25 protein-coding genes are annotated in these 24,286 nt (G+C 62.5%); 3 read left to right on the top strand and 22 right to left on the bottom strand.

The genetic code is table 11. The features are described from left to right. Positions 1–16: 16 nt before the first annotated feature. From ACFTS5_RS24820 to ACFTS5_RS24805, 4 genes are all read right to left on the bottom strand, one after another. Positions 17–1,768 carry a hypothetical protein gene (locus ACFTS5_RS24820; RefSeq protein WP_378635151.1) on the bottom strand — a complete coding sequence of 584 codons (1,752 nt, stop codon included), beginning with the start codon at positions 1,766–1,768 and terminating at the stop codon, positions 17–19. A 27-nt stretch (positions 1,769–1,795) separates the two neighbouring features. Next, positions 1,796–2,014: a hypothetical protein gene (locus ACFTS5_RS24815; protein ID WP_378635149.1), complete on the bottom strand. Its 219-nt coding sequence runs from the start codon at positions 2,012–2,014 to the stop codon at positions 1,796–1,798. A gap of 347 nt (positions 2,015–2,361) precedes the next feature. Continuing rightward, positions 2,362–4,263, bottom strand: a complete 1,902-nt coding sequence (locus ACFTS5_RS24810; RefSeq protein WP_378635146.1) for a hypothetical protein — start codon at positions 4,261–4,263, stop codon at positions 2,362–2,364. Between the two features lie 827 nt (positions 4,264–5,090). Beyond that, entirely contained in the window at positions 5,091–5,912 is an 822-nt protein-coding gene (locus ACFTS5_RS24805; RefSeq protein ID WP_378635144.1) for a hypothetical protein, read from the bottom strand. 526 nt (positions 5,913–6,438) lie between these two features. On the opposite strand from ACFTS5_RS24805, the gene ACFTS5_RS24800 reads away from it, so the two are divergent. Then, positions 6,439–7,155 (top strand): hypothetical protein, encoded by a 717-nt coding sequence (locus ACFTS5_RS24800; RefSeq protein ID WP_378635141.1) that lies wholly within the window; start codon positions 6,439–6,441, stop codon positions 7,153–7,155. 123 nt (positions 7,156–7,278) lie between these two features. Here ACFTS5_RS24800 and ACFTS5_RS24795 read toward each other — a convergent pair whose 3' ends face one another. The 11 genes from ACFTS5_RS24795 to ACFTS5_RS24745 all read right to left on the bottom strand — a co-directional run bounded on the left by ACFTS5_RS24795 (position 7,279) and on the right by ACFTS5_RS24745 (position 14,296). Beyond that, positions 7,279–7,461 (bottom strand): hypothetical protein, encoded by a 183-nt coding sequence (locus ACFTS5_RS24795; RefSeq protein WP_378635139.1) that lies wholly within the window; start codon positions 7,459–7,461, stop codon positions 7,279–7,281. Positions 7,462–7,736: 275 nt separating this feature from the next. Further along, on the bottom strand, positions 7,737–8,081 hold the full coding sequence (locus ACFTS5_RS24790) for a hypothetical protein (protein WP_378635136.1): 345 nt from the start codon (positions 8,079–8,081) through the stop codon (positions 7,737–7,739). A 53-nt stretch (positions 8,082–8,134) separates the two neighbouring features. Beyond that, positions 8,135–8,281 (bottom strand): hypothetical protein, encoded by a 147-nt coding sequence (locus ACFTS5_RS24785; protein ID WP_378635134.1) that lies wholly within the window; start codon positions 8,279–8,281, stop codon positions 8,135–8,137. 100 nt (positions 8,282–8,381) lie between these two features. Then, the gene (locus ACFTS5_RS24780) at positions 8,382–9,047 is read right to left on the bottom strand and encodes a hypothetical protein (protein ID WP_378635131.1); all 666 of its coding nucleotides are present in this window, start codon (positions 9,045–9,047) and stop codon (positions 8,382–8,384) included. 31 nt (positions 9,048–9,078) lie between these two features. Further along, entirely contained in the window at positions 9,079–9,534 is a 456-nt protein-coding gene (locus ACFTS5_RS24775) for a hypothetical protein (protein ID WP_378635128.1), read from the bottom strand. Between the two features lie 232 nt (positions 9,535–9,766). Continuing rightward, positions 9,767–10,534 carry an N-acetylmuramoyl-L-alanine amidase gene (locus ACFTS5_RS24770; protein ID WP_378635126.1) on the bottom strand — a complete coding sequence of 256 codons (768 nt, stop codon included), beginning with the start codon at positions 10,532–10,534 and terminating at the stop codon, positions 9,767–9,769. A 228-nt stretch (positions 10,535–10,762) separates the two neighbouring features. Next, on the bottom strand, positions 10,763–11,059 hold the full coding sequence (locus ACFTS5_RS24765) for a hypothetical protein (protein ID WP_378635123.1): 297 nt from the start codon (positions 11,057–11,059) through the stop codon (positions 10,763–10,765). Then, on the bottom strand, positions 11,037–11,267 hold the full coding sequence (locus ACFTS5_RS24760; protein ID WP_378635121.1) for a hypothetical protein: 231 nt from the start codon (positions 11,265–11,267) through the stop codon (positions 11,037–11,039). Before ACFTS5_RS24760 ends, ACFTS5_RS24765 begins: the two co-directional genes overlap by 23 nt. A gap of 32 nt (positions 11,268–11,299) precedes the next feature. Beyond that, complete coding sequence (locus ACFTS5_RS24755; RefSeq protein WP_378635118.1) at positions 11,300–12,067, bottom strand: alpha/beta fold hydrolase; 768 nt, start codon at positions 12,065–12,067, stop codon at positions 11,300–11,302. A 213-nt stretch (positions 12,068–12,280) separates the two neighbouring features. Then, entirely contained in the window at positions 12,281–12,850 is a 570-nt protein-coding gene (locus tag ACFTS5_RS24750) for an ImmA/IrrE family metallo-endopeptidase (RefSeq protein ID WP_378635117.1), read from the bottom strand. Positions 12,851–13,603: 753 nt separating this feature from the next. Beyond that, complete coding sequence (locus tag ACFTS5_RS24745) at positions 13,604–14,296, bottom strand: hypothetical protein (protein WP_378635115.1); 693 nt, start codon at positions 14,294–14,296, stop codon at positions 13,604–13,606. A 381-nt stretch (positions 14,297–14,677) separates the two neighbouring features. Between ACFTS5_RS24745 and ACFTS5_RS24740 the strand changes: the two genes are divergently transcribed. Beyond that, positions 14,678–15,067 (top strand): helix-turn-helix domain-containing protein, encoded by a 390-nt coding sequence (locus ACFTS5_RS24740; protein WP_378635113.1) that lies wholly within the window; start codon positions 14,678–14,680, stop codon positions 15,065–15,067. Positions 15,068–15,123: 56 nt separating this feature from the next. Here the strand turns inward: ACFTS5_RS24740 and ACFTS5_RS24735 are convergent, their stop codons facing one another. The 4 genes from ACFTS5_RS24735 to ACFTS5_RS24720 form a co-directional block, all read right to left on the bottom strand. Then, positions 15,124–16,515 carry an acyltransferase family protein gene (locus ACFTS5_RS24735; protein WP_378635110.1) on the bottom strand — a complete coding sequence of 464 codons (1,392 nt, stop codon included), beginning with the start codon at positions 16,513–16,515 and terminating at the stop codon, positions 15,124–15,126. Positions 16,516–17,045: 530 nt separating this feature from the next. Continuing rightward, a complete protein-coding gene (locus tag ACFTS5_RS24730; RefSeq protein ID WP_378635108.1) occupies positions 17,046–17,573 on the bottom strand; it encodes a hypothetical protein in 528 nt (175 codons plus the stop codon). A gap of 494 nt (positions 17,574–18,067) precedes the next feature. Next, the gene (locus tag ACFTS5_RS24725) at positions 18,068–18,937 is read right to left on the bottom strand and encodes a MaoC family dehydratase (RefSeq protein ID WP_378635105.1); all 870 of its coding nucleotides are present in this window, start codon (positions 18,935–18,937) and stop codon (positions 18,068–18,070) included. Then, a complete protein-coding gene (locus ACFTS5_RS24720) occupies positions 18,937–20,292 on the bottom strand; it encodes a 3-oxoacyl-ACP reductase (RefSeq protein WP_378635102.1) in 1,356 nt (451 codons plus the stop codon). The genes ACFTS5_RS24725 and ACFTS5_RS24720 overlap by 1 nt, the downstream gene beginning before the upstream one ends. A 205-nt stretch (positions 20,293–20,497) precedes the next feature. Between ACFTS5_RS24720 and ACFTS5_RS24715 the strand changes: the two genes are divergently transcribed. After that, entirely contained in the window at positions 20,498–21,844 is a 1,347-nt protein-coding gene (locus ACFTS5_RS24715; RefSeq protein WP_378635099.1) for an acetyl-CoA C-acetyltransferase, read from the top strand. A gap of 78 nt (positions 21,845–21,922) precedes the next feature. Here ACFTS5_RS24715 and ACFTS5_RS24710 read toward each other — a convergent pair whose 3' ends face one another. The 3 genes from ACFTS5_RS24710 to ACFTS5_RS24700 form a co-directional block, all read right to left on the bottom strand. Further along, entirely contained in the window at positions 21,923–22,138 is a 216-nt protein-coding gene (locus tag ACFTS5_RS24710; RefSeq protein ID WP_378635096.1) for a hypothetical protein, read from the bottom strand. A gap of 152 nt (positions 22,139–22,290) precedes the next feature. Then, a complete protein-coding gene (locus ACFTS5_RS24705) occupies positions 22,291–23,280 on the bottom strand; it encodes an alpha/beta hydrolase (RefSeq protein WP_378635093.1) in 990 nt (329 codons plus the stop codon). Between the two features lie 95 nt (positions 23,281–23,375). Continuing rightward, positions 23,376–24,077 (bottom strand): hypothetical protein, encoded by a 702-nt coding sequence (locus tag ACFTS5_RS24700; protein WP_378635090.1) that lies wholly within the window; start codon positions 24,075–24,077, stop codon positions 23,376–23,378. Positions 24,078–24,286 lie beyond the last annotated feature (209 nt).

Genomic DNA, 24,286 nt, shown 5'->3' with positions numbered 1-24,286 from the left:
GAGTTGTTTCGAACTCCTACCAGCGGCCGGCGTAGGTCAACGCCCGCTGCGCCTCCAACGTCTTCGACTTCTGGAACGCAGTATCAAGATCCGGAGTCTGCAAATTGATCGTCATCGACTGATCAACCGGACCACCACCAGCAACACCAGCACCCACCAACGCCTTCGCCGGCATCACCTGCTTGGCCACCAGACGCGCCATCGAACCCGACTGCTGCGCAACGGACTTAACCATCGACGGATCCATACCCGACCGCAACAAATCAACAGCCTGCGCACCAGCCCGCGCCGCAGCAGGCATCCCGTCCTTCACACCGAACGTCTTCATGAAGTCGCCGGACTGACCCGACACGAACGCACTCGCTGCATCACCGAGGCCACCAGCTGCCTTATCCAATACCGACGACAACGCAGGATTCCCGACCTTCACACCAGGACCACTCTGCAACTGTTCCAACGCCTTCTTCGCCTGATCACCAGCCCACCCCGACATCGACGTCGCACCCATCACCCCCTGCGCGAAACCAGGAACACCCTTGTTGATCGCCTCCAACAACGGCTTGAACCGCCCCGCCGACGCCGCATTGACAACGAACTCGCCATTCGACAAAAACGCCGGAATCATGTCACCGATCGACGAACCACTCCCCGCAACAGGACCGCCAGCCGCAAATTTACTGGTAAGCCACTTCTTCGCCTGCCCAACCTTCTTCACCCCCGCACCGGCAACACTGCTCACGGCCGGGGAAGCCTTGCGCACAGCGGCGCCGACAGCACTCGAAGCGGCAGAACCCACGCCGCCCACGGCGACCGTCTTCGCTGCGGTACCGATACCGGCCGTCACAGCCTTCGCACTTGGCATCGCAGCAATTACCTTCGCCGCCTTGCCCACACCCGTTGCCGCGGTCTTCGCGCCGGACACTGCGGCAATCGCGTTCGCGGCCTTGCCGACGCCGGTCGCTACGCTCTTCGTATTGGGCATCGCGGCCACAGCTCGACCCACACCTGTCGGCACGACCTTTCCGACCTGTTTGGCGATGGCAGCTCCGGAGCCACCCAGATTTCCGACAGATTCTTTGACCTTCGTCGGGTCGACGGATATTCCGCCGCTGAGCTTTCCGCCGAGACCCCACGCCAACCCGAGGCTGCCGCCCAGCTCGTACTTACCGGTGTCAGGGTTCTTTCCCCACTTGAATTTCGCGCCCGCACCAGCGCCGGCCCAGCCTTCAGCTCCTGCGCTTGCTCCGAGACCCCACTTGCCGACCGTGACGTCGGCGCCGACCTTACCACCCGCGAATGCCTCTAATCCTGCTTCTCCCTGCCAGTTCTTCATGCGCAGTTTTCCGCCGGCCTCGGCGAGCACACCAGCTTGCCCATTGATAATGAGGTCAAACTTATCTGTCTGCCGAATCTGACCTGAAGCCCGAAGTCCTGCTGTTGCTTTCAAACCCCAATCAATGCCGGGCTTTGTCTTCTCCGACCCCGCGGTGGTTTCGATTCCAGCACCGAAGGCAAGGCCGGCCTTATTCGTCCACGATGCGTCTGGGCGGCCTCCCGATTTGGAATAGAATGTCCGATTGAAGACGTCATATCCGCCCCACTTGACCCCCATCTCCTGGCCGATTTTGTTTCCCGGGTTCAGCGCCCTGCCGGTCCTCGGGTCAGTCCGCTCATGCGTCGGACGATAGTCCTTCTTCTCAGCCTTTCCGCCAGCGGTATCTTTTGGCTTCTCAAAGCTCCACGGTTCGCCGGGGATGTCTTCCCACATCCATCCCGACTCTTCGTTACCCATTATTCAGTCACAACTCTCTCGGTGTTTTTGTTTCAGCACCACAGACGTGGTAGCCCGCAGCGGGATCTTCTCGCCTGCCCGCATGCCGACCACACGAGGTAAGCTACGACCATGCGAGACCAAACCGATTCCGCAAGAACGGAGTTGGCGCAGCGCCTCCGACTCGCGCTGATCAGTCACCCGTCCTTCGAGGTTCGGGTAGTCGGCCGCGACGAACTGCACGTCGCTCGACCGTACGATCACACCCAGGAACGAACTCCATACTTATTCACCTTGACTCTCGACCAAAGCCGCGGATTCGCTCGAACCTTCGAACACTGGTGGCCAACAGAAGGTGGCTACCCCTTGTCGCGCGATCGCGATCGAGAACAACCGGTTCGGGACCTGATCGCGGCCGAACTGGCCGAGATGGGCTGGAAGCCGGGACGCAGCGCAGCAAGTTGGACAATTGCCGTGTTTTCGCAAGCCGCGTGGGCTGTCCTATTCTTGATCGTCGCAACACTGGTACTGATCTACCTGGCTCGGTAACGTCACTGGACAGCAGGTGGATCGCCTGCCAACCGAATGAACTACCAGCGGCCGGCGTAGGTCAACGCCCGCTGCGCCTCCAACGTCTTCGACTTCTGGAACGCAGTATCAAGATCCGGAGTCTGCAAGTTGATTGTCATCGACTGGTCCACGGCACCGCCCTTGGCCATCGCCGAAGCAACCAGCGCCTTCGCCGGAATGACTTGCTTAGCGGCGGATCCTGCCAAAGAACCCAGCTGCGGCCCAACCGATTTCAACAACTCAGCCGCCTGAGTGCCGGCCTTCATCGCAGCTGGCGTGTCCTTCAACCCAAAAGTCTTCATCACATCACCAGATTGCCCGGACACAAATGCGTTCGCTGCGTCCCCAAACCCACTCGAAGCCTTCTCCAACACCGACGACATCGCCGGATTCATCCCCGTCGGGGCAAACCCGGGGACCCCCTTATTAATTGACTCCAATAAGGGCTTGAATCGCCCCGCTGAAGCGGCATTAACTACATACTCCCCATTCGACAAAAACGCTGGGATCATATCCCCGATCGAAGAACCAGCACCAAGAACCGGCCCTCCATCAGCAAACTTGCTAGCCAACCATTTCTTGGCCTGACCACCAGCCTTTACCGCCTTGCCGACCCCTTTCGCTGCAGGATCCCACGCTTTGTCCACAAGCTTAGTAGCTCCCAGACCCACTGCGGCGCCTACAGCGGCGCCGGCAAGAGTGCCGACTACGGGAACAGGAATGAGCGTGCCGACCGCCGCACCCGCAGCAATCGATGCGCCAAGACCAACACCATTCTTCGTGACCGACTTCGCGACAGAATCACCTTTCTTGATATCTGAATTTATGGCAAACGCGGTCGTAACGGGAGCCAGGAGTCTTCCGCCAACCTTTCCCGCAGTTGAATTCATAACTTTCGATGCGGTTCCGCCAATCGATGAGTTAGAAGCCTTTGCGGCAATTGCGCCAACACTCTTGGAAAAACCAGAATTCTGAAGACGACCCGGAATATTTCCTATAGCCTTTGCCGCGTTCGACGCACCGCTAGCAACACGGGTGTGCGCCGAGCTTGGAGTGCGCCTTGCCAATTGATCGCGATGGGGAGTGCCCGGACCGAATCTCGGGTTGCTGCGAACGCTTGGACCTGAGGCACCAGTATTCAACTGCTTTTCTGGATTATCCAGATCGGAGACCTGTCCGTCGAGCCATGCCTTCGCTTGAGCTGCGGACTTTCTGACCCTGCCACGCTTGTCCACCGCCGGGCCAATATAGTCGTCGAAGTTGGCAGCGGCGCCACGCAAAAGTTTCTCCGTAGGAACAATCTGAGTATTCCATCTGAAGACACGAACGCCAGCAACAGTATCACTATTCAATCCGCCAGTAGACAATGCCCTATTGACGTTGAGGGCCAAATCCGGGCTTAGGCTGGTATTCAGACCGAGATTCCCCATGCCATAACGTGCGTACCCCAGAAGCTGTCGCGGCCGCCAAGTTGCTGTATTGAATTTGTTCTCATTCAGAAATATATGCTTGTCTTTGCCGACAACGCCGTCGGGTTTAAATGGCGTTCCCGTATCGTTCGGAACTGGAATTCTGGCCCGCTCCCCACCGCCAAAATATGCCGCCCCGGTACGGGCATCGAATTCTCTCGTAAACGCGTCGCCAAGAAATCCTCGTGCTCCGCTTGTGAGCTTGACATTCTTTCTGGATCCATAATCCGCGCGCAGATCTGTTAGCTTGTTACTACCATCAACACTAACCCGCGCCATATACCTTGGATCAAGTTCTGGAGAGATCTCCCAGGGCTTCGGTATTCTGTGGCTACGAAAGAAGCTAACCGGAATATTCAAGCCACCCAGAGAGCCACTATTTTCATTAGACATTTTGGACCTCAATTTGGTATCTGTTATCAACAGCGTCGGGAAGCACAACTCGTGCCGCACCGAATTAAATGTCGTCAAATGGCTGGAGCATCCGCTACCGCCCGAACGGGTGTCGCCCGGCGACCCCTGATGTACCGAAAGAATCACAGTCGAAATGGCCTACTGGGGATGCCGAATTCATACTGATGCCATGTTTGGCTACCATCAGGACTTAAACGTTCTGTGCGATCACGCGCCGAGTGAATTCGCACGCCATCAGCATTGCCAAATTTCGCGCGACGGAATCTGGCCGGAGGTGATTTTGATTTTTGATCTTGAGTGGCGTACTACAGATGGCCGTGGCATGTCAGAGCGGCAAGGTTTTTGTTGCTGCACCATCCAGTTCTTGAGCTGGACGAACGCCCGCCCGCCTTACCACCAGCCGAGCGGGCGCGCGGCATGCCCATTCTGCGGCCGGCTTGTCGCGTCCCTCAAAAGGATCTGCGCATTAATGCCACGGAATAGACGCCAGCCCAAGCAGAACTGGTGATCAGCCGCGAGGCAATCTACCGCGACAACGGGTGTTAACAGGGGTCAGGTCGCCAACCTGCTTCTCAGACTTAGGGCTAGCGAGGAAATACGGAGTCGAAATCGCAACGGTGGCACCGCAGGGTAGGACGGCATAGGAAGCCATCTGGATCGATACGGGTGGTCACTGACGAGTCGCTCATACCTGATCCGATTGAATCAGGGATGGGCGCTGCTCTATACTCGTCTGGCTGACATTTTTCATAGCGCTGCCGCATAATCGAATGTCGAAAGCAGTTCAAGTATTCGATAACTGCCTCGATCGCGGGATAAGCAGTATGAACACAAAAGTGAAGTGTCGACTGTTACCGACATGTCAATCAGTCAATAGTGAGTTCAGGAAATTCGCGCTTCAAACCTTTTGTAAACTCCGAGAACCGCTCTTTGGAGTCAAAGAAATTGTAGCTACTGCGATTCCGGTACCACATAATTAGCCTGTCTGCAGTAGCATAATCTCCACCAATCGCACAAAGTGCTACCGTGGCCCGAAATAGGCCCGGAACGATATTGTCTGGAGTTCCAGGCGAAGGCTCTTGAGCAATCTCAACTAGCCGAGCTAAGGAGTTTCTCTTCTGAAACCAGTCCGTCGCCGTTGAAGACACAAAGGTCTCGACCCATGTGACCGCCGCGCCTAATTCGTCTTTATTGAATATCTCTGGCCCGGATATGGCAGAATTTGAACCCGTAAGCGAGGCTGCGGGTTCAATACAAACAGTGGAGTAGTATTCACCTGAATCTGGTTCTCCGACAAGCCGTTTCAGCTTGGCATCGTCAGGAAGATCTCGGAGGATCACACCTACGTCACGGGAAATAATCTGAACCGTGCATAATGTGCCAACGCTATCGAGCCGACCCGGCACAAATATAATGCGCACCGATTCCTCGAGGTCCATCGCTCCCGCTGATCGCGCGAACCAAAATTCTCCATCGGCACCAAGGTCAATACGACGCTCGAATCCTAGAGCAGATAGAGCCTCGGTGACTTTTTCGATGAACGTCTTCCTTAGTGCTCGCTTGGAGGTCATGATGTTCGCCATTCGCTTAGTCGAATCGAGTGTTTTCGTACCATACCAGAATACTTGCTCTAGAGCGTTGGTACTCGCAGCCAGCCTTATCCACATCCCTGCGGTCAGTTCGCTCATATGTCGGCCGGTAGTCGCTCCTTTCACAGCCTTTCCCCAGCCGTAGATTTTGACTTCTCAAAGCTCCACGATTTCGCCCCGGGATGTCTTCCCTACATCCGTCCCGACTTTTCGTTACTCATTATTCAGTCGCAACCTTCCTGGCGCATTGATTCAATACGAAAGATGTAGTGGCGCCGAGAATTTCTCGCCTACCCACATGCCGACGCCGCGAGGTTACCTACGGCCATGCGAAACGAAGCCGATTCCGCTTCGGCGATATCCTTCCGACATCGAACCAAAAGGCCCGAAGCAAGTTTGGGATGCCCGACTCGCCAGCAATCAACACCACGCCGCGCCGAGTAGTCCGCCAGCCCCTGCGGAATCGCCCAAGAGGGGGCTGCCATTTGCTTCAGAGGACATTTGCCTTCAATCCGTGATTGGTTCTTGCATCGGTCAGGACTTGTGTAGCACCGGCGGGACGATGCACACTGGAGTCGCCTGAGTGCGAATCTTTCGCAAACTCGTAACATCCGAGGTGAACGACATGTCCGTCAGACTCAGCCGCCTACGCCGGGTGACCGAAGCGAGGCTAACCGCAGCGCTTGCCGCATATGGATTCGAGCGCCGCGCCGAGATGGACGCTACCGGCCTGTCATTCTCATTAGGTTCCGAGATTAGGAATACGACTCAGATCCTGACCGCGTACATACTGGATGATGAGAATTCTTCCGTAGCTACGACCGCAACGATCGCACTACATTCATCGGGCGTAGCACAGATCATAGGTGCGCTGCCAATCGGCGCCCGCATCAGCCCGATCCTCCTGCCACCCGACCTCCTTGGTGACGGGGAGGTCGATTTTCCATCAAATGTCGACGGCGCCGGAGACAGTTTCTTTCAGCCTGGTCTCTATATTTCTAGCGAGAACGACATCGACAGATATATAGAATGGTTCTCGAGAACTGTTGAATCTGATGTAATTCCATGGTTCGCCGCCCGCAATAATATAGAGGTCCTCGTGACAAACGTCATGACACCGGAACGATACTCATGGTTCGAGAAGAATATAAATCCAGGAAAAGTTCGCGCGACAGTCGCCCTATGTCTCGTGAACGAAGAGTGGGAACTCGCCGCGCAGATAATGAAATGGTATCTCAGGAAACCGCGGGGCTTCAATTCTGTCGACTCTATCGCGAAGGCCGGATATTTCGACAAGGCAATGCGAACGATGTTCGCAGACTACTCGGCACTGAGGAATTGATAGTGGGAGCACCATCAGTGCAATTATGGGGTCGTTATTCATTTCCAGCTCGCTGCCCGAAGAATCGTCCATGCGAGCTCTGGAATACCCGATCCGAGAAAATTCTGATCGACAGATATCCAATCAACTGAGATTCCCTGGACTGAATTGCGCAATCAATGATTCGAGGCCTCGACGTCGGCGTTCCTCGCGAAGTTCGTCCAGTGCTGTCGTCGGTCGGCTCAAAGGCACGACGGGCGGCGGATCGACGCCCGCTGCGGCGATGACGGCTGCTTGAACGGCTTGCAGGTTGTCTACGATCGTCATCAGCAGATAGGTGTCGACAGTGAACCCTCGGGCGTCCCCGTTGACTTCGTCAGTCTGGGTGTCTGTGCTTTCGTCGCGGATAAACAGCTCGGCTAGCGAACGGTCGGTCGACAGCGCTGTCTTGTAGTGGGATCCGAGCGGGAGTCGGTCTTTGAGACGCCAGATCGTGCGCCAATCGCGGGTCCGGATTTCACTGGGCCCGAAGCAGTCCCGGACGTCGACGCCGCGCTCGAACAGGTCATATTCGAGCGCGGCACCGAACCTGTCCCAGAACTCTACGAGCCCTGAGATCCCCCCGGCAGCTCCGCGGCGCCTTCGCCGAAGAAGTAGGCGTTCAGGTCCTCCTGAAAGGCGAGCCACTCGTCGACCGGTCGGTCGGCGAACAGTTCCTCTACAGCTTCGTAGTCCTGGCCGAGAACGATCGCCAGCTGTTTGTCCTCGTCCTGCTCGTCGCGGATCGCCCGCATCTGCCGACGCGTGATCGGCTGGATGAGGATGTCCTCGGTGAGCCGATAGGGGCCGCGGCGCTTGCTGCTGAGCTCCTGCTGGATCTCGAAGAAGCGGCCGGCATCTCGTCCGGACTGGTCGCGCTGGTCAGTGTTCTCGGTGGTGGCTGCCATAGGGGATCTCCGGTTCATCTATCGGACGGGAGCGATCCCGCCCATATGGGTGGTTACTGGTCGGACTTCAGCGACTGCTCGGCGGGTTCCGCAAGGCGGTGGCCCAGGCTGAAGACCGCGTTGATGTACTGGGTCGCGTCGTTGACGACGTACTCGTTGGTTCCATCCGTCATGAAGACCGGGTACTCAGTGGGGGTCATTTGCTTCCTCGCATATCTCCTCCGGTACCAGTGCTGTACTGGGCTTGCGCACAGGCCGGAGGATCGCTGCGCACGCCCATCGTGGATTCCGCTGAGCCGATCAGGCTGTCGCGGTAGCGATCCCGGCCTTGGTCAGCAGCCGCTTCCAGCCCAGACCACCGAAACCGTGTGCGACGGCGTAGCCGGCGGTGTCGTCCTTGAAGGCGGTGAGGGTCACCTTCTGCGACATCAGGTTGGCCGAGGTCCACTGCTCGCCGCCGTACTTGCTGACCGCGACCTTCGGCATCACCTTGAACACGTAGACCGGCGCGGCGTCGTTGCCGTCCTTGGCGATGACGATTGCCGAGTAGTAGGTGATCTGCTCAGCAGTCGGCTGCGCGAAGAACACCTCACCGGACTGGGCGTTCGCCTTGGCCTGGTCGAGGTTGGCGTTGGTGGTCAGTGCGAGCGTCAGCGCGTTGGTCTGCTGGGGTTCGAACTCGATAGTGCTGATGTCGCTGGTGATGTCGTTGCGCGACGGCTGAAGCTCACCGTAGGACTCGATCGGGGACGCGGTGATGCCGCGGGCGAACGCGATGCCGGTCTTCTTGTCGATCAAACCGACCGACTTGTAGGCGGCGGGCAGGGTCTGCAGCACGCTGGACGCGTCGGTGAAGGCAGTCGGTACGGGGGTGTACCAGGGCGCCAGGAAGACCGCGGCATCGAGCGGCTTGATGAGCAGCTCGTGCTGAGCATCTTTGATCGCGGTCAGGTTGGTTGCGGGCATTTTCTCTCCGTTTCGTTGGTTTCTTTGTTCACTAGCTCTGGCGTCGCGCGTGGACTGTGAATCCGAGCTCTACGAGTTGACTGACTGGGTCGAGGTTCGGCAGGTCAGCCGCGCCCTGACTCCGAGCTAGCGTGGGCGGGAAGTACTTGACTTCTGCGGGCGTCATTTCTTCTGCCCAGTCGATGAGGACCCCGTTGACTGATTTGCCTGGCGCAGCGAGGATCTCCACACGTGCGCGAGCAGCAGCAGCCTGTGCCGCGGCCCGGTCGCTGGCAGCGGCAGTTACTCGCACCTTCGCGGTATAGGTGATCTCGTTGATATCGGTGCTGCCACCGATCTGCCGGACCCAGAAGAACGGGAACTGCGCCACCACCAGCTCGCCCGTGGCGGGCAGGGTTGTCAGCGTGGTCTCGATCGGGGTGAGCAGGTCGACAAGAAACTGCTCGAAGTCGGGGAACTCCCCAGGTTTGGGATATGGCGAAGTCACTGCTTCACCTCGACTTCAACGGCCAGGATGCCGGCGCCGACGATGTCGTCCGCATCTTCTCCGGCGTCGGAAGGCGCCATCATCGTCTCCATATCTTGTGTCGGTTGTTCGTCAGAGGCCGAGTAGCGGCAGGACCACCGGCGCGAGCACGATGGCTAGCTGAAGCAGTTCGAGGAGGACAGGGAGCATGGAATTCACCTCCTTTCGCTGTGCGGCAGACGGCCGTGGCGCGTCAGAGACGGGGTGATTCGAGGGCCTTGAGGCGGTCCAGGATGTCGGCCAGGGCGTCGACCACGGTCATGCCGTCGAGCTGGTCCCAGCCGGCGAACATGCCCGCATCCCGCTGCTGGCTACCGCACAGCTGCTCGCGGATGTCTTTGACATCGGTGCCGATCGGGCCGCAGAACGCGGTGATGAAATCCTGGATCTGGGTTACTTCGGATGCGCTCATCGGAGCGTCCTCTCCGTCGATGAATGCCTGCACTTCGCGACGGAACTCGTCCATGTCGATGCCGGCGGGGTCGATTTTTCCTTCGTGGGAGTACTCGCGGTGGGCCACGCAGTCCTCGGCGTCGCGGCCGATGCGGGCCAGGATGGCCGCGCAGCCGCGCTTGTAGGCGTCGAGTTGTGCTGGGGTCCAGTCGGTTCCGTCGCCGCGGGAGACGGCTTCGATGCCGATGACGTGGTAGTTGGCGTTGTCGGTGGGCCAGCCGGGCCAGGAACCGCGGCCCGCGTGCCAGCACACGCCGGCGGCGATCACGCGGAAGGTGCCGTCGCGTTCGAGGACCAGCTGGGCCAGCGGGCCGGGGAGGTCGGCGCGGCCGTCCTGGACGATGCGCCAGTCGTTCTTGCCCCCGCCCGCGGTGTGGTGGCAGAGCACGCCGCGCAGGTCACGGAAGTCGCCGTGGCCCCGGTCGCGCCAGCCCTCGTGTTCGATGACGTCCAGCCCGGCAGCGCGCAGCACATCGGCCAGCCATACCGGGTCGCCTGTCCAGGCCATGGGTATCTCCTTGTGTGAGTGAAGGTTCGGGGTCCCGCCCTCGTGGACGAGGGGAAGCGCCGAGGGCGGGACCTTCGCTCCTGACGCAGCGGCGACGTCTACGACCGCAGACCACCTGCGGGAGACGGGCGCGTCAGGAGCGCGGCATGCGGCGGGCTCGAATCCCGCACCGTATCGAGTGTTCTCCGGGGGCCGACCGCATGCAGTTCGGGAACGGCGGGGTCGCCGTCAGATTTCTTCTTGGAGGGTGGCGGGGATCTTGTAGTCCGCCACCGGGGGCTCCATACCTGGCACGTGCAGGCGCAGGAAGCCGAGCAGTTCGTCGATATGGCGTTGAAGTGCGCGGATCAGGCGTATCGCGTCGCGGAATCGGAGGTGATCGTCGGCGGCCTGCTCCTCGAGGGCAACCACCCGCTCCCGCAACTTGGCGACTTCGCGGGCCTGCCACGCGGTCACCGCGCCGATGACGGTGGCCAGTGCCATGCCGGTCGCCTGCACGAATTCAGGGCTCAACCACGATGTCATCGGGTTCACCCGCCGATCCGGTCACCGGAGTAACGGCGGGCCTGATCAGTGCGCCCGCGATCAGCGGCGTCGCCAACCCGTAAAGGGTGAGCAGTGTTTCGATCCATGCCGTATCGATCTCGCGACCGAGAAGATAGGCGAGGACTCCCGTCACAGCGACGAGTACCGACCGGACCAGCGCGGGCTCTGGGGTTCTGCTGATTCTCATGATGTGTTCCTTCCCACAGGTTTTCGCGGGTCTCAGATGCGCCCTTCGGCGACATCGCGGTTCAGTGCCTGGGCGAGAGCGCGGGCGTGGCCGTAGCGGACGTAGTCACTGGTGTGCCTGCCGTCGAACAGGTAGCCGCGGGCGTAGGCGATAGCGCCGGTCCAATGACTCCAGTTGGATGGCGACCACCACCGCTGCAGTTGATTTCGGGTGGCGGTGTCGAGCATTCGCTGTGCCCAGCGCACCGCCGAGTTCGCGCTGGCGAAGCTGAAGAAGGCGCTCAGATCCGCGATGGTCCGCAAGGGGTTGCCCGCGGGCAGTGCGGTGATGGGATCGCCGGGCGCCGCGGCCCAATAGGCGGGGATACCGTCGATGGGCCGCTCGCCGACCACGCCGTATCCGCCGGGGTCGGTGTCGCCGAGATACTTGCCCGCTGGTCTGCGCGGATCGGCGATCAACGCGCAGGCGATCACCTCACGGCCCGGATGTTCACCGCGGCCGATCTCCGCCGCGAGGTCACCGGCAACCGCCGCGCCCTGCGAATATCCGGCCAGCACGACAGGGTTCGGCGATCGATCGACAGCGGCCAGGAGCGCCCGCTTACCTTCGGCGACGCTCTCGGCGTAGCTCACCTGCGACCCGTAGTCGGCGGGATAGGGGACCATCCGAGGGGTGAACATCGACTTGTTCAGCGCGTCGGTGAAGGCACCGGTGACGCCGTCGCCGCCAGGATTCCAGGTTCCGCCGACCACGAGTACATCGATCGTGCGGGGCGATCCTTTCGGAGACCACAGTGACATGTTCGTACCTCTCTGGGACGTGAGTGGAGGTCCCGCTCCGACGGAGTGCTCCGCCGGAGCGGGACCGATGCGCCCCTGCGCTGCGACAACGCCTTTCGACCACAGCGAGCTGCGGGAGACGGGCGCGTCAGGGGCGGGCATGCGGCGGCGGCAAGCGCCAATGACAAAGCCCCCGTGCCGTTTTCACGGAACGAGGGCTGAGTAGGACTGTGGTTATCGGTGGTGTCGGCCGGGTGCCAGCTGGCGAAGCATCTCGCCCGAGCTGGATGTCGGCCATAAGCACCGATAGGGGTATTCGGAGGGCATCCCGGGCAGCCAGCCCAGGCGGTTCAGCAGATGCACCGGTATCACCGCGAACTCCTCGTTCGCCAAGTGCTGCAATCGCCAACCGAGCAGGAACTCGGTGACCCCGAGGAGCGCGGAAACATCGGTGAGGTTGTCGCCCACCTCCAGCGCGTCACGCAGGTGGGAGACGGGGATGAGGCGTTGTGCCACCACATCGTGCACCTGCATTTCGATCCGGCCGCGCCATCGCTCGCCGTCGAGTGCCGCTGCCAGTTCGCGTGATTCGGCCATCTCGATGTGGGCAACAGCGTGTGCGATGACTTCGTTTCGTACATGACCGGACAGGTCGGCCTGGATGAGGACTGCGCGGTCGACTACCGACCAATACGACACGAAGTCGAAGACCACGGCCGAATCGACCCGGATTCCCTGGTTGAACGCAGATTCTTGGGCGTTGAACCCATTGCGCTGCACCGCGATATCTTGTCGGTCCGGCATCGAAGCATCCGACTCACCTTCATCACCCATGGCAATACACAACTCTCACAACTCGGAACTGACCACGACCCGTCGCATCATCACCACCGGAGACGGTGCCAGATGCCGTGTGTCAGGTCACCGAGAGGTGGTACGCGTCACCGTGGTCGGCGCCCGGAGCGAGCGCCAACGATCCACCGCACCAGCGACGACTTGGAGGTCTTCTACGCAGATGTCGGAGAGGTCGACATGGCCGACACGGTTCCTTCGACCTGGTATCGAGTCGTCTACTCGATAGAGGGGCTCGCCGCCTTCGCGAGTAGGTCTCTCACCGGTCGGCTTACCGGATTCATCGGGAGTAAATGCATCGAATGCACCTGACACAAGTAGAACCTCACCCAGCAGCCGAAATGTCGAGACTCTCGGTCGAGAGCACGGTCCCATTCTAGCGTTGACGTGAACCGAGTCCCGGTCAGGATCTGCGGGGACAGCGCTCGCTGGCATCGAATCGCGGTGTGCCGAAATGATTTTGGGCACGAAGAATCCCGCTGGCACTAGTTTGCGTCATCGGCCACAACTTGTCAACACCGACTTTCACAAGAAGCTAAATCCCAGGTAGAAGCAGGTATTCCGATATGAAGCGATGGCGCGATCGGGCTGAACTTGTTGCGGCCTAAGCACTTCGGGCCTCTGAATCCGGCCGTGCAGAGGCCCCACAACGCCAGCGGGGCGCCGGCAACAATCTGCCGACGCCCCGCTGGGTCACTCTGTTCGCTATGCATCTTTCGCCCGGTGCCGCGCCGGAAGGGCACGGTGCGCATCCAAAACCTCACCCACGATGAAGAGCTCCGGCCAGTCCGGCGACCAGGGCCCCGGGACCGGGCTGATCAGACCGGCCTTGCGCAGTGTGCGCACCCGCCGAGCGGTGAGGTTCCGGAAACCGTCACCCAGCTCTTCGGCGAGTTTGCCGATCGCGGCCGCATGAAGGCGAACCGCCCTGGCGCGCAGAACCAGAGCCGCATCGGCGGGAGCGAGATCGACCGGCGGACACACCACCGCTTCCGCGGCCTCGATCGCCGCCGCGAACTCAGCGGGCGCGGCCTCCACACCTTCCGTCATCGCCAGCGCGATGATGTTGCGCTGCAACCACTCCGCCATTCCACTGATGGTCGCGACCCCGGTGTAGTCGACGCCGCGCTGTTCGCAGACCAACCGAACCCAGGCCACCAAGACCGACTGGAGATGGTCGGCCGCGCGAGCGGCGACGGGATTGAACGGAAGTCGTTGTTCCCGTGAGCCATTGCGCGTGCGGTAGTCCACCGCGCCGAAGCGGGTCTGGCGTGTGCGCGCGTCCGACAGATCCTCGGCCAGGTCCGGGATGTCCCCGAGCATCCGGGCCAGATCCCGCGCGGCTTCCCGATCCAGGTACAGGTGGTTGTCATCGGCCCACCTGTCCAGTGGGGTCACGCCGCATGAGTCCTCACGAATGCGGTTCGACGCCGTGACGGCATCGTATGGGCCCATGTACTTGCTCCTTCGGTCGATAGCGGGCCGGAGCCCCGGTCGTACCCTGCTACGCGGCCGAAATCGAATGGCGCGCCCCCGGGCTGTGTCCAGGAGTGGCTCCTACTGGGACCCACAATCGGACACTCGTTGTATGCAACGTTGTTGCAACGCGTCTGTCAAGCCGAGGCGGCAGAGTGCTGTACCCAGTCACGTACCACCACAAACAAACTCGCCGTTCACTGTTACGGTCTACATTCGATGCAGGATTTCGATTCGCAAATTCGCAGCCGATGACTACATACACTTCATACATCAGTGCAAACAATCTGCTACCCTCGATGCATGGTGAGACAACGGAGCGCGGTGGTCCCCGCCGAGGTCAGCGCCACCCTGCGACTTGCTCGCAAGGAGCGCGAGATGTCGATGGACCGCGCCGCGAAAGCAGCACGGATCAGTACGAGCCTGTGGACGCAGGTCGAGAACGGGACCCAGTACAAGCGCGGACAGAAGGTCCCCGCCAGCACCACGGCCGAGACCTTGCAGGCCATGGCGGCGGCGGTCGGGCTCGATGCCGAACCGCTGCTGTCCCAAGCGGGGCTGGACCCGATCGAGACGGAGCACGTTCGACCGCAATCCACCGAGGGAATCGTCGATCTCTCCGGGTTGTCCGAAGGTGATCTGCGGATTGTCGCCGCTTACGTCAACGGGCTTCGGGCAGCCAGGCACAGCTGAGCCCGACGACGAATGCCCCGCTCATGGCGGGGCATTCGTTTTTGCTGGCTAGTCGATCAGGCGACCGGGGTCGGTGCCGGGCGGGCTCCCGCGTCCATCTTGTCCATCAGACGGCGACCGAGGTTGTGGAAGGGCTTCTCGATCGCGTGGTAGGTGAGGGTCGCGAGAGCGATCGAGCCGATCACCCAGGTGCACCAGGTGAGCCAGGCCGCGGATATCCCGAGAACTGATGTTGTCCAGGGGTTTATGGCGCCCAATACGAGGGCGTGCATGAGATATAGCGAGAAACTGATCCGCCCGAGGAACAGCAAGGGGCGCGGGAAGGAATACCGGCGCAGTAGCAGCGCGGCACCGAACAGCAGGTAGGCGCAGACCATGGTGACCGCTTCCTTCCACCAGGGGACCCACACGCCGGTCGACGGGTCCAGGTGGGGCTGCTCGACGACGAACTTGAACCCGAGGATCACGCATGCGGCGAACCCGAACATCCCCCAGCCGAGCGTGGTGCTGATCTCGCCCGCCGTCATCCGGTAGAGCACCGTGCCGACGAGCATCGTCGCGAAGATCGTGGCGGAGTATGCCGACGGACCGGGTTGGTTGAGGACCAGCGGGACGGCGATCGATGCGAGTAGAACCGCTGCGACGGCCGAGCGCCTGGTGGCCGCACGACGAGCGAAGAACACCGCGACCGCCACTGTCACGACCACGACCATCAGGCGACTGACAAGGTTCGCGTCGGGGCCGTTGACCATCGCGACCGGCAGGAACAGTGCGGCGACAATCGAGCCGATCGCAAGGACGACCAGCGGCACCGATCGCCGGTTGAGCCCACCGAGAAACAACAGCGACACGAACAGGTAGAACACCAACTCGTAGGAGAGCGTCCACGCGGCCCCGATCACCTGAGTGTTCGGGGCGCCGAGGAAGAACTGCACCATTGTGGCGTTCGTGATCATGTGCCATGCGGGATCGGCCAGAAAGCCCGATTGCAGACTGAACCGGCCGACTGAATGGAGGATCATCGCCGCGATCAGACAGCCCCAGAACAACGGGAACAGCCGGAAGAACCGGCCTACCCAGAAGGCGGCAAGCGATCGCCCTCGCTCCAATGACGCGGGGATGATGAAGCCGCTGACGATAAAGAAGACGAAGACCCCGAACATGCCGGCCCCGAAATGCGACGACGAGAACCGTGCGTATTCAGGCCACAGTCGCTCCCCACAATGACCGATCACTACCGCCGAGGCCGCCAAACCTCGAAGCGCATCCAGAAACTCGAACCGGCCACCACGGGTGCGTACTTTCTCTTCGGCCCGCGCTACCGGATCGATCACTGCTTCATCAGATTTCGTCACACCACACCGCAAATAGTTCGAACAAGGCCAACTCGACCCATAGGTCGCGATCTTAGTGGCGACCGGACAACTGTGAGCTACCAGAGCTACCATGATTGCCGACTTTGTTGCCGACTGAAATTTCTAACACGGTCGGCGCCCCCTCCCTAGCCCGCGACATTCGGGGCATTCGCCGAACCATTGCTGCGCGTTTGCCCGACGGGCGCCCGGCGGCAGGGCTCGTTTCGGGGATCTCATATCGATTGCTCGAAGACCACCGCTCGGTATCACGAACGGGAACTCGAACAAGATCATTACCGCTGGACGATCGATCAATCGCGCGAACGGCGGCAAGATCCCCGCAGCGAAGGATCGAGGCAGCGCATCACGCTTGTGGCGAACCTTGCTATGTACCCAGTTACTGCTCGGCTCAGTCCATGATTGATATCACCCTGAAAACCTATAACAGGTTCTGGTGCACAATCGATTGGCGCGCAGTCATATTCATGTTTCCCGCCGCGCGCTGCGCTGACCGGAATATGTGCTGTCAGTTTCCTGCCGGATAGCTGTTTGCTCAGGGCCGCATGCCTTTTCGGGCATGCGGCCCCCACACGTGCGATATCGACCGGGATGGACCGGTCTCGCTACGACGGGCAGTTGACCGTGTACTCCCACTGGGTGTCATTCGGTCCTGTGACCCGAACACTCACCGTCGAGGACGAGCCCGCGGGCAACGACACGACCCGAGATCCGGTGCCCTGGTTGGCATTGTCGCCGACGTAGCCGGTGTCGAGCACCTGCCCGCCTTCGTAGAAGACCTGGATGCGGTCGGGGATGTTGAGGGTTTCGTAGGTCAGGACGAACGAGGTCGGTCCGGTGACGCCGAGCTGATGCGTCGTGTTGGTGACGCCGGCCCCGCCGGACTTGGTCGAGCGGTTGCACGGCTGCACGCTCTCGGACGACCCGCCGCTCAAGCTACCGCCGAGGATTCCACTGCCGGTATCGAGCAGATCTCCCAGAATCCCACTGCCCGTGTCGATCACCCCGCTCCCGGTCTCACCGCTGCCGGTGTCCGCGCCCGCCGCCCCGGCGCTCGCGACCAGCGACAGCGCCGCCCCAGCGACGGCAACCGCCCGCAGAATCCCCCGATTCGAAAGACTGATCTTGTTCACAACGCTTCCTCCACAACACTTCTCGCCACGGATCTGGATCTGGTGAACCCGCCGGCGCGACCGAACGATCGCTGGGCAAGAGAAGTTCTACCCGCGTTTCAGAGGAATCGGAATGCTCGAAATTCGGCCACCACAGTGTTCAGATGCCGAATAGTTGCCCGGTGGTGCTAGCACGCGATATTGGCGGCCCGGCAACACTGCAAAGGCCGCCCACCGCGCGCTGGGCAATTTTTTAGCACGCAGAAGAAAACACCGGACGGTAGACCAGAACGGGCGAAAACTCGCACTACGGCAATTGTGTAGCGAACCGATTCAGGCCGATGAGTAAAGTCACAGCAATTACCCGTAACGACGACTATCGGGATGACGATCGACCAACCTTACGAAAGCGTAGGGCCCCGAACACAATCCCCCGTGACGACCGATTCTCCGTGCCCTGAAGCCGGCAAGGGCCGCACACCCCCCTGGAGTGTGCGGCCCTTGCCGGTAGAGACTCAGCGCAAGGTTGCGGTGAGGTGTGGGTACCCCTTTTTGGGATGCAGGATGGAGAGATCCCAGCCGGATCCGACCTGGTCGGCGTAGATGTTCACCGAGGACGGAAGGAAGATCGGCTTGCCGAACTTGACCGCGTAAGTGGCCTTTTCGGGGACACGGCCCTCGACGGTGCTGAGGATCGCGGCGGCCGACCACATGCCGTGGGCGATGGTCTGCGGGAAACCCATGGCCTTGGCACCGATCCCGGAGACGTGGATCGGGTTGTGGTCGCCGGACGCGGCGGCGTAGCGGTTGATCATCTTCTGATCCACGCGCTGCACGCGCAGCGGGGGCGGGGGGACCTCGTCGGCGGGAGGCGCCGGCTTGGGGCCGCCCGACAGGGACGTGCGCTGCTGATGCAGGAAGGTGGTCACCTGCCGCCAGACGAGTTCACGACCGACGCTGATCTCCGTGATCGCGTCCACCAGAAGACCTTTCGGGTGTTCGCGGAGGTTCTCGATATGGGTGGAGAAATCGAGGGGCTCGGCGACCGAGATCTCGCGGGTGCGTTCGATGACGTTCTCGAAGTGCACCGCACCGACCGCGCTGAACGGGAAGTCCCGTGCGACGACGAGTTGCATCGCCAGCGGGAAGCTGAGGATGAACGGGTACGTCAGCGGCAGGGTGTCGCTGAAACGCAGGCCGGTGGCATGGCAGTACGCCGCGAGATGGTCGGGGTCGACCCGCACGCCCTCGAGGACTACTCGACGGTCGGGCAGGGTCGGCTTGCGCGCCGACAGCGGGCCGGGCAGCGGGATGGCGCCCAGCGCCGCCTTGGCGTACAGGCCGCCGTTCTTGGGAACCTCGGTGAGGGTGATCGTCTGAGTCATCAGGCGCCGATCAGGCTCTGACCGCAGACGCGAACCACGTTGCCGCTCACCGCGTTCGACGCGGGGCTCGCGAAGTAGGCGATGGTCTCGGCGACGTCGACGGTCTGGCCACCCTGCAGCAGCGAGCTCATCAGGCGACCGGCCTCACGGGTGCCGACGGGGATGGCGGCGGTCATCGCGGTCTCGATGAAACCGGGCGCCACCGCGTTGATGGTGATGCCCTTCTCGGCCAGCAGCGGGGACTCGGCGTCGACCATGCCGATGACGCCCGCCTTGGACGCGCCGTAGTTGGTCTGGCCGCGGTTGCCCGCGATGCCCGCGATGGAGGACACGTCGATCACGCGGCCGCCTTCCTTGAGCACGCCCTTGGCGACGAGGCCGGAGGTGATGCGGTGCGGGGCGGCGAGGTTGACGTTGATCACCGAGTTCCAGCGGCCCTCGTCCATGTTGGCGAGCAGCTTGTCGCGGGTGATGCCGGCGTTGTGGACGACGATGTCGATGCCGCCGAAACGCTCGGTGGCGAAGTCGGCCAGACGCTCGGCGGCGTCGGGCGCGGTGACGTCGAGGGCCAGCGCGGTGGCGCCGATCTTGTTCGCGGTGTCGGACAGCGCCTCGCCCGCGGCGGGGATGTCGGCGACGATCACGGTGGCGCCGTCACGGGCGAACACCTCGGCGATGGTGGCGCCGATACCGCGCGCGGCGCCGGTCACGACAGCGACCTTGCCCGCGAGCGGGGAGTCCCACGAAGCCGGGGCGACCGAGTCGGCGGAACCGACCCGGATGACCTGACCATCGACGAAGGCCGACTTGCCCGAGAGCAGGAAGCGCAGGGTCGACTCGAGGCCGGTCGCGGCGGCGCCCGCCTCGGGGTGCACGTAGACGAGCTGACCGGTCGCGCCGCGCAGCAGCTCCTTGGCGACCGAACGGGTGAAGCCCTCGAGCGCGCGCTGGGCGATCTGCTCGTCGACCGAGCCGACCAGCTCGGGGGTGGTGCCGAGAACCACGACACGGCCCGACGGCGCGAGGCTGCGCATGGCGGGCTGGAAGAACTCGAACAGCTGCGCGAGCTTGTCGATCGAATCGATGCCGGTGGCGTCGAAGACCAGCGCGCCGTACTTGGTGCCCGATTCGAGCGAGTCCGCGACGGTGTAGTCCGACAGCAGCGCGCGGACCGGCTCGGCCAGGCGACCCTTGCCGCCGAGCAGCACCGGGCCGGGCAGCGCGGGTTCGCCTGCCTTGTAGCGGCGCAGTTCGGCCGGCTGCGGGAGGCCCAGCTTGCTCGCGAGGAACGCGCCGGGGGCGGAGTGGATGAAAGATCCGTAGAGGTTCGGTGCACCCTTGCTCTTGGCTGCCACTGTTCCTACCTTCTCTGTGCTCGACGAGTGTGTGACCGTGCTCCGCCCAGTGTCCCCCGTGTGAGCGCACACTTGCGGGTACGGTGTCGACAACGAACTTACTCCGGAGTAAGTTTAATGTAAACCGATACGACGCCGCGACCGCACGGGGGCCAATTCCACCGGCCGGCGTTACCCGGAACCGACGAGACCATGGAGAACTCGAGTGACTAGCAAAGCCCGCTCGGCGACGGCCAAGGCCAGCACTGCTAAGACCAGCACTGCCAAGGCCGCCAAGACTCAGCGCCCGGTTGCCATCGTTGGCGGCAACCGCATCCCGTTCGCGCGCTCCGACAAGGCCTACGCCAAGGCGTCCAATCAGGACATGTTCACCGCCGCCCTCGATGGGCTGGTCAGCCGGTTCGGTCTGCAGGGTGAGCGCCTCGGCATGGTCGTGGGCGGCGCTGTGCTCAAGAAGGTCGGCGAGCACAGCCTGATCCGCGAGAGCGTGCTCGGCTCGAAGCTCTCGCCCTACACCCCGGCCCACGACCTGCAGCTCGCCTGTGGCACCGGCCTGCAGTCGATCGTCACCGTCGGTGACGCGATCGCGCTGGGTCGCATCGAGTCCGGCATCGGCGGCGGCGCCGACACCACCTCCGACGCGCCGATCGGCGTGAGCGAGGACATGCGCGAGTGGATGCTCACCGCCAACCGCGCCCGGACCACCAAGGACAAGGTCAAGCTGGTCGGCCAGCTGCGCCCCTCGATGCTCGGCATCGAGATCCCGCGCAACGCCGAGCCGCGCACCGGCCTGTCGATGGGTGAGCACGCCGCCATCACCGCGAAGGAATTCGGCGTCGCCCGCGAAGCGCAGGACGAGCTGGCCTACCTCTCGCACAAGAACATGGCGGCCGCCTACGACCGTGGCTTCTTCGACGACCTGATCACCCCGTTCCTCGGCCTGACCCGCGACGACAACCTGCGTCCCGGCTCCACCGTGGAAAAGCTGTCGACCCTGAAGCCGGTGTTCGGCGTCAAGGCGGGCGACGCCACCATGACCGCGGGTAACTCGACCCCGCTCACCGACGGCGCGTCCGCGGTGCTGCTGTCCACCGACGAGTGGGCGGCCGAGCGCAACCTCCCGGTGCTGGCCCACCTGGTCGACTCCGAGGTCGCCGCGGTGGACTACATCCACGGCCCCGACGGCCTGCTGATGGCGCCCACCTACGCGGTCGCGCGCCTGCTGGCCCGCAACGGCCTCACCTTGCAGGACTTCGACTACTACGAGATCCACGAGGCGTTCGCCTCCGTGGTGCTGGCCACCCTGGCCGCGTGGGAGTCCGACGCCTACTGCAAGGAGCGCCTCGGCCTCGACGGCGCGCTCGGCTCCATCGACCGCAGCAAGCTCAACGTCAACGGCTCCTCGCTCGCCGCGGGCCACCCGTTCGCCGCGACCGGCGGCCGCATCGTCGCCTCGACCGCGAAGATGCTGGCGGAGAAGGGGTCCGGCCGTGCGCTGGTCTCCATCTGCGCCGCGGGCGGCCAGGGCGTGGTGGCGATCATCGAGCGCTAGTCCGCGCTGATCACACACACAGCGACGGCGGGTGGTCTCCGATTCTTCGGAGACCACCCGCCGTTTCGTTGTCAGACCTCAGCGGCACGTCGGGTTCGGGTGCGGCTCCGAGGACGCCCACGGCCCGCAGAGGATGAGCTTGAGGAAGCCGAGTGGAATGTCGATCGCGGCGGAACCGGTGCCGGCGGAACCTGATTCGGCCACTACAGCCGGTTGCGCGGGGGCGGCGAGCGCGGTGGGCGCGCCTGCGGCGATTCCGGCGACAGCCGCGGTGGCAACAAGGACTCGGATCATTCGACGATGCATGACAAGCCTTTCAAGGGACAAACTGAGCGAAGCTAATAACCACATCGGGTGCCTCTATACGAGTGTTATCCATAACTTCCAGGGGCTTGACGACTCGAATTGCCCAGTGCTACAAGCCATTCAGGTTGCTCGACACGCTGTCAGCTCGCTTCGATAGCGGCGGCGAGAAGGGGCCAGGAGTTGTGCAGATCTTGTTCCCAGTACCGCCAGGTATGCGTGCCAGCGGGGCGGAATTCGGTGTGGGCGGGGATGTTCAGTTCCGCGAGGCGAGCGGCGAGGCGCTGCGTGCACTGGTTGGCGGCGGCTTCGATGGCGCCGCCGAGCAGGATCTGGTCGGTCATGCCGATGACCTTTCCTGGCGTCGCACCGGGTGGGAGAGTTTCGGCGGCGCCGGGGAGTCCGTTCGCGCTGGACAGGTAGATCGCTTTGCCGCGCAGGCGTTCCGCGTTGAGATAGGCGTCGTTCGCCCGCCAGGCGGGGTCACCGGGTGGGCCCCACATGTTGGCGGGGTCGGCACCACCGCGGGCGAGCACGAAATCGATGTAGGCGCGGCTGACGGGGTCGTCGACCGAAGCGCAGCCGCTGTAGGAGCCGACGGCGCGGTAGCGGTCGGGGGCGGCGATCGCCAGGTTGAGCACCGCGGTGGCCGACATCGACAGGCCCGCGATGGCATTCACGCCCGTGGTGTTCAAGGTGGTGTCGACGATCGGCGGGAGCTCCTCGGTGAGGAACGTCTGCCACTTGTTGCGGCCGAGCTTCGGATCGTCGCGCTGCCAATCGGTGTAGTACGAGAACGCGCCCGCCGCCGGCGTGACGACGTTGACGTTCTTGTCGGCGAAGAACTGCACGATGTCGGTCTGGTTGTACCAGTTCGCGATATCCTCGCCGCCGCCCGCGCCGTTGAGCAGATACAGCGTCGGACGTGGCGCGCTGGTGTCGTGCGGCGTGATGACCTGCAGCGGAATCACCCGGTCCATGGACGCGGAGTACACGTGCAGCGTCTGCTGCCGCTGGCCGGGCCGCTCGATCCGATCCAGCCGCGATCCGTCCGCACCGGCGGTCCCAATGGCGACGACCGACAGCGCGATGACGGCGAGCGCGGTCAGCGCCGTCCGCTTACAGGGGAACACGAGTCCTCACAGAATTCGAAAAAGATTGCGCCACATAGAGAATGGTTCGCCGGGACGGCAGCGCGAGACCGTCCCGGCGACCAGGTGCCAGACGATCAGCTACCGATCAGATCGCCCAGCACGTCGGAGATGATGTCGCTCAGCGAGCCGGTGGAGCTCAGCTGGCCATCATCGGAACCCAGTCCGTTGTCACCGAGGCTGCCGATCACCGTCTCGCCGGCGTTGGCGCCGCGCGCGGTGAAACAGGCGGTGAGACCGGGCATCTCATTGCTGACGCCCACGGTGCCCGCGACCCCGACGCCACCGCTGGTGACCATCTGACCCGTCTTGACGCTGCTCGGCACCGGGTAGGTGATGGTCAGGGTGACCGGGTTGCCCGAGTTGACGAACCAGCCGGTGCTCGTGACCTTCCAGCCGCCCGCGTTGGGCTCGGCGGTGACGTCCTCGGTGACCTGGCCGCCGATCGCGTGATAGGCGGTGATGGTGGTCTTGGTCGGTGCGCCGAAGCCGACCGGCGGGAAGTCGGTGATGGTGTTGACGTACGGGTTGCCGATCCCGGTGGTTCCGACGATCACCTTGTAGGTGACCGAGGTGCCGACGCCGATCTGCTCGGCGCTCGCGATCTTGTCGTAGACGTGGGTGACGCCCACGGTGCTCGCGTCTTTCTTCTGCGCGTGACTGCTCACCGCGCAGGTGGCGTCGGCGGCGGCGACGCCGGATCCAAGGCCGACACCGACACCGGCGACGACCAGGGCGGTGGTGGCGACGCCCGCGGCGATACGCGAAGTCCGGAACATGCTTTTCCTCCAAAGCCCCGGGCGAGACGACCGGGGCGAATTCCTCATCAGGTGGGCTTTCCCCCCTCTGACCACAAGGTATAGGTCCGACTGGACGCTTGTCCTGGAAAAGAAGAACGTGTTCTTATTTTGTGGAACATCATTGTTTTACTCTCCGGTCCGGGTAGCATCCGAGGATTTTCGATCTACCGATCCGACCCGGAAACGCG

Source organism: Nocardia sp. NPDC056952 (assembly GCF_042674185.1).
Classification (GTDB): domain Bacteria; phylum Actinomycetota; class Actinomycetes; order Mycobacteriales; family Mycobacteriaceae; genus Nocardia.
Note: the sequence above shows the minus strand (reverse complement) of the source record. Positions and strands in the feature narration are given on the sequence as shown.

Bases quoted from the DNA above. Each gene is read 5' to 3' on its own strand.
- ACFTS5_RS24750 (WP_378635117.1), bottom strand. From the start codon at position 12,850: ATGCCGGACCGACAAGATATCGCGGTGCAGCGCAATGGGTTCAACGCC.
- ACFTS5_RS24795 (WP_378635139.1), bottom strand. From the start codon at position 7,461: ATGACGATCGTAGACAACCTGCAAGCCGTTCAAGCAGCCGTCATCGCC.
- ACFTS5_RS24765 (WP_378635123.1), bottom strand. From the start codon at position 11,059: ATGACATCGTGGTTGAGCCCTGAATTCGTGCAGGCGACCGGCATGGCA.
- ACFTS5_RS24820 (WP_378635151.1), bottom strand. From the start codon at position 1,768: ATGTGGGAAGACATCCCCGGCGAACCGTGGAGCTTTGAGAAGCCAAAA.
- ACFTS5_RS24755 (WP_378635118.1), bottom strand. From the start codon at position 12,067: ATGTCACTGTGGTCTCCGAAAGGATCGCCCCGCACGATCGATGTACTC.
- ACFTS5_RS24790 (WP_378635136.1), bottom strand. From the start codon at position 8,081: ATGGCAGCCACCACCGAGAACACTGACCAGCGCGACCAGTCCGGACGA.
- ACFTS5_RS24805 (WP_378635144.1), bottom strand. From the start codon at position 5,912: ATGAGCGAACTGACCGCAGGGATGTGGATAAGGCTGGCTGCGAGTACC.
- ACFTS5_RS24770 (WP_378635126.1), bottom strand. From the start codon at position 10,534: ATGGCCTGGACAGGCGACCCGGTATGGCTGGCCGATGTGCTGCGCGCT.
- ACFTS5_RS24725 (WP_378635105.1), bottom strand. From the start codon at position 18,937: ATGACTCAGACGATCACCCTCACCGAGGTTCCCAAGAACGGCGGCCTG.
- ACFTS5_RS24800 (WP_378635141.1), top strand. From the start codon at position 6,439: ATGTCCGTCAGACTCAGCCGCCTACGCCGGGTGACCGAAGCGAGGCTA.
- ACFTS5_RS24760 (WP_378635121.1), bottom strand. From the start codon at position 11,267: ATGAGAATCAGCAGAACCCCAGAGCCCGCGCTGGTCCGGTCGGTACTC.
- ACFTS5_RS24700 (WP_378635090.1), bottom strand. From the start codon at position 24,077: ATGTTCCGGACTTCGCGTATCGCCGCGGGCGTCGCCACCACCGCCCTG.
- ACFTS5_RS24780 (WP_378635131.1), bottom strand. From the start codon at position 9,047: ATGCCCGCAACCAACCTGACCGCGATCAAAGATGCTCAGCACGAGCTG.
- ACFTS5_RS24710 (WP_378635096.1), bottom strand. From the start codon at position 22,138: ATGATCCGAGTCCTTGTTGCCACCGCGGCTGTCGCCGGAATCGCCGCA.
- ACFTS5_RS24740 (WP_378635113.1), top strand. From the start codon at position 14,678: ATGGTGAGACAACGGAGCGCGGTGGTCCCCGCCGAGGTCAGCGCCACC.
- ACFTS5_RS24735 (WP_378635110.1), bottom strand. From the start codon at position 16,515: ATGGTAGCTCTGGTAGCTCACAGTTGTCCGGTCGCCACTAAGATCGCG.
- ACFTS5_RS24785 (WP_378635134.1), bottom strand. From the start codon at position 8,281: ATGACCCCCACTGAGTACCCGGTCTTCATGACGGATGGAACCAACGAG.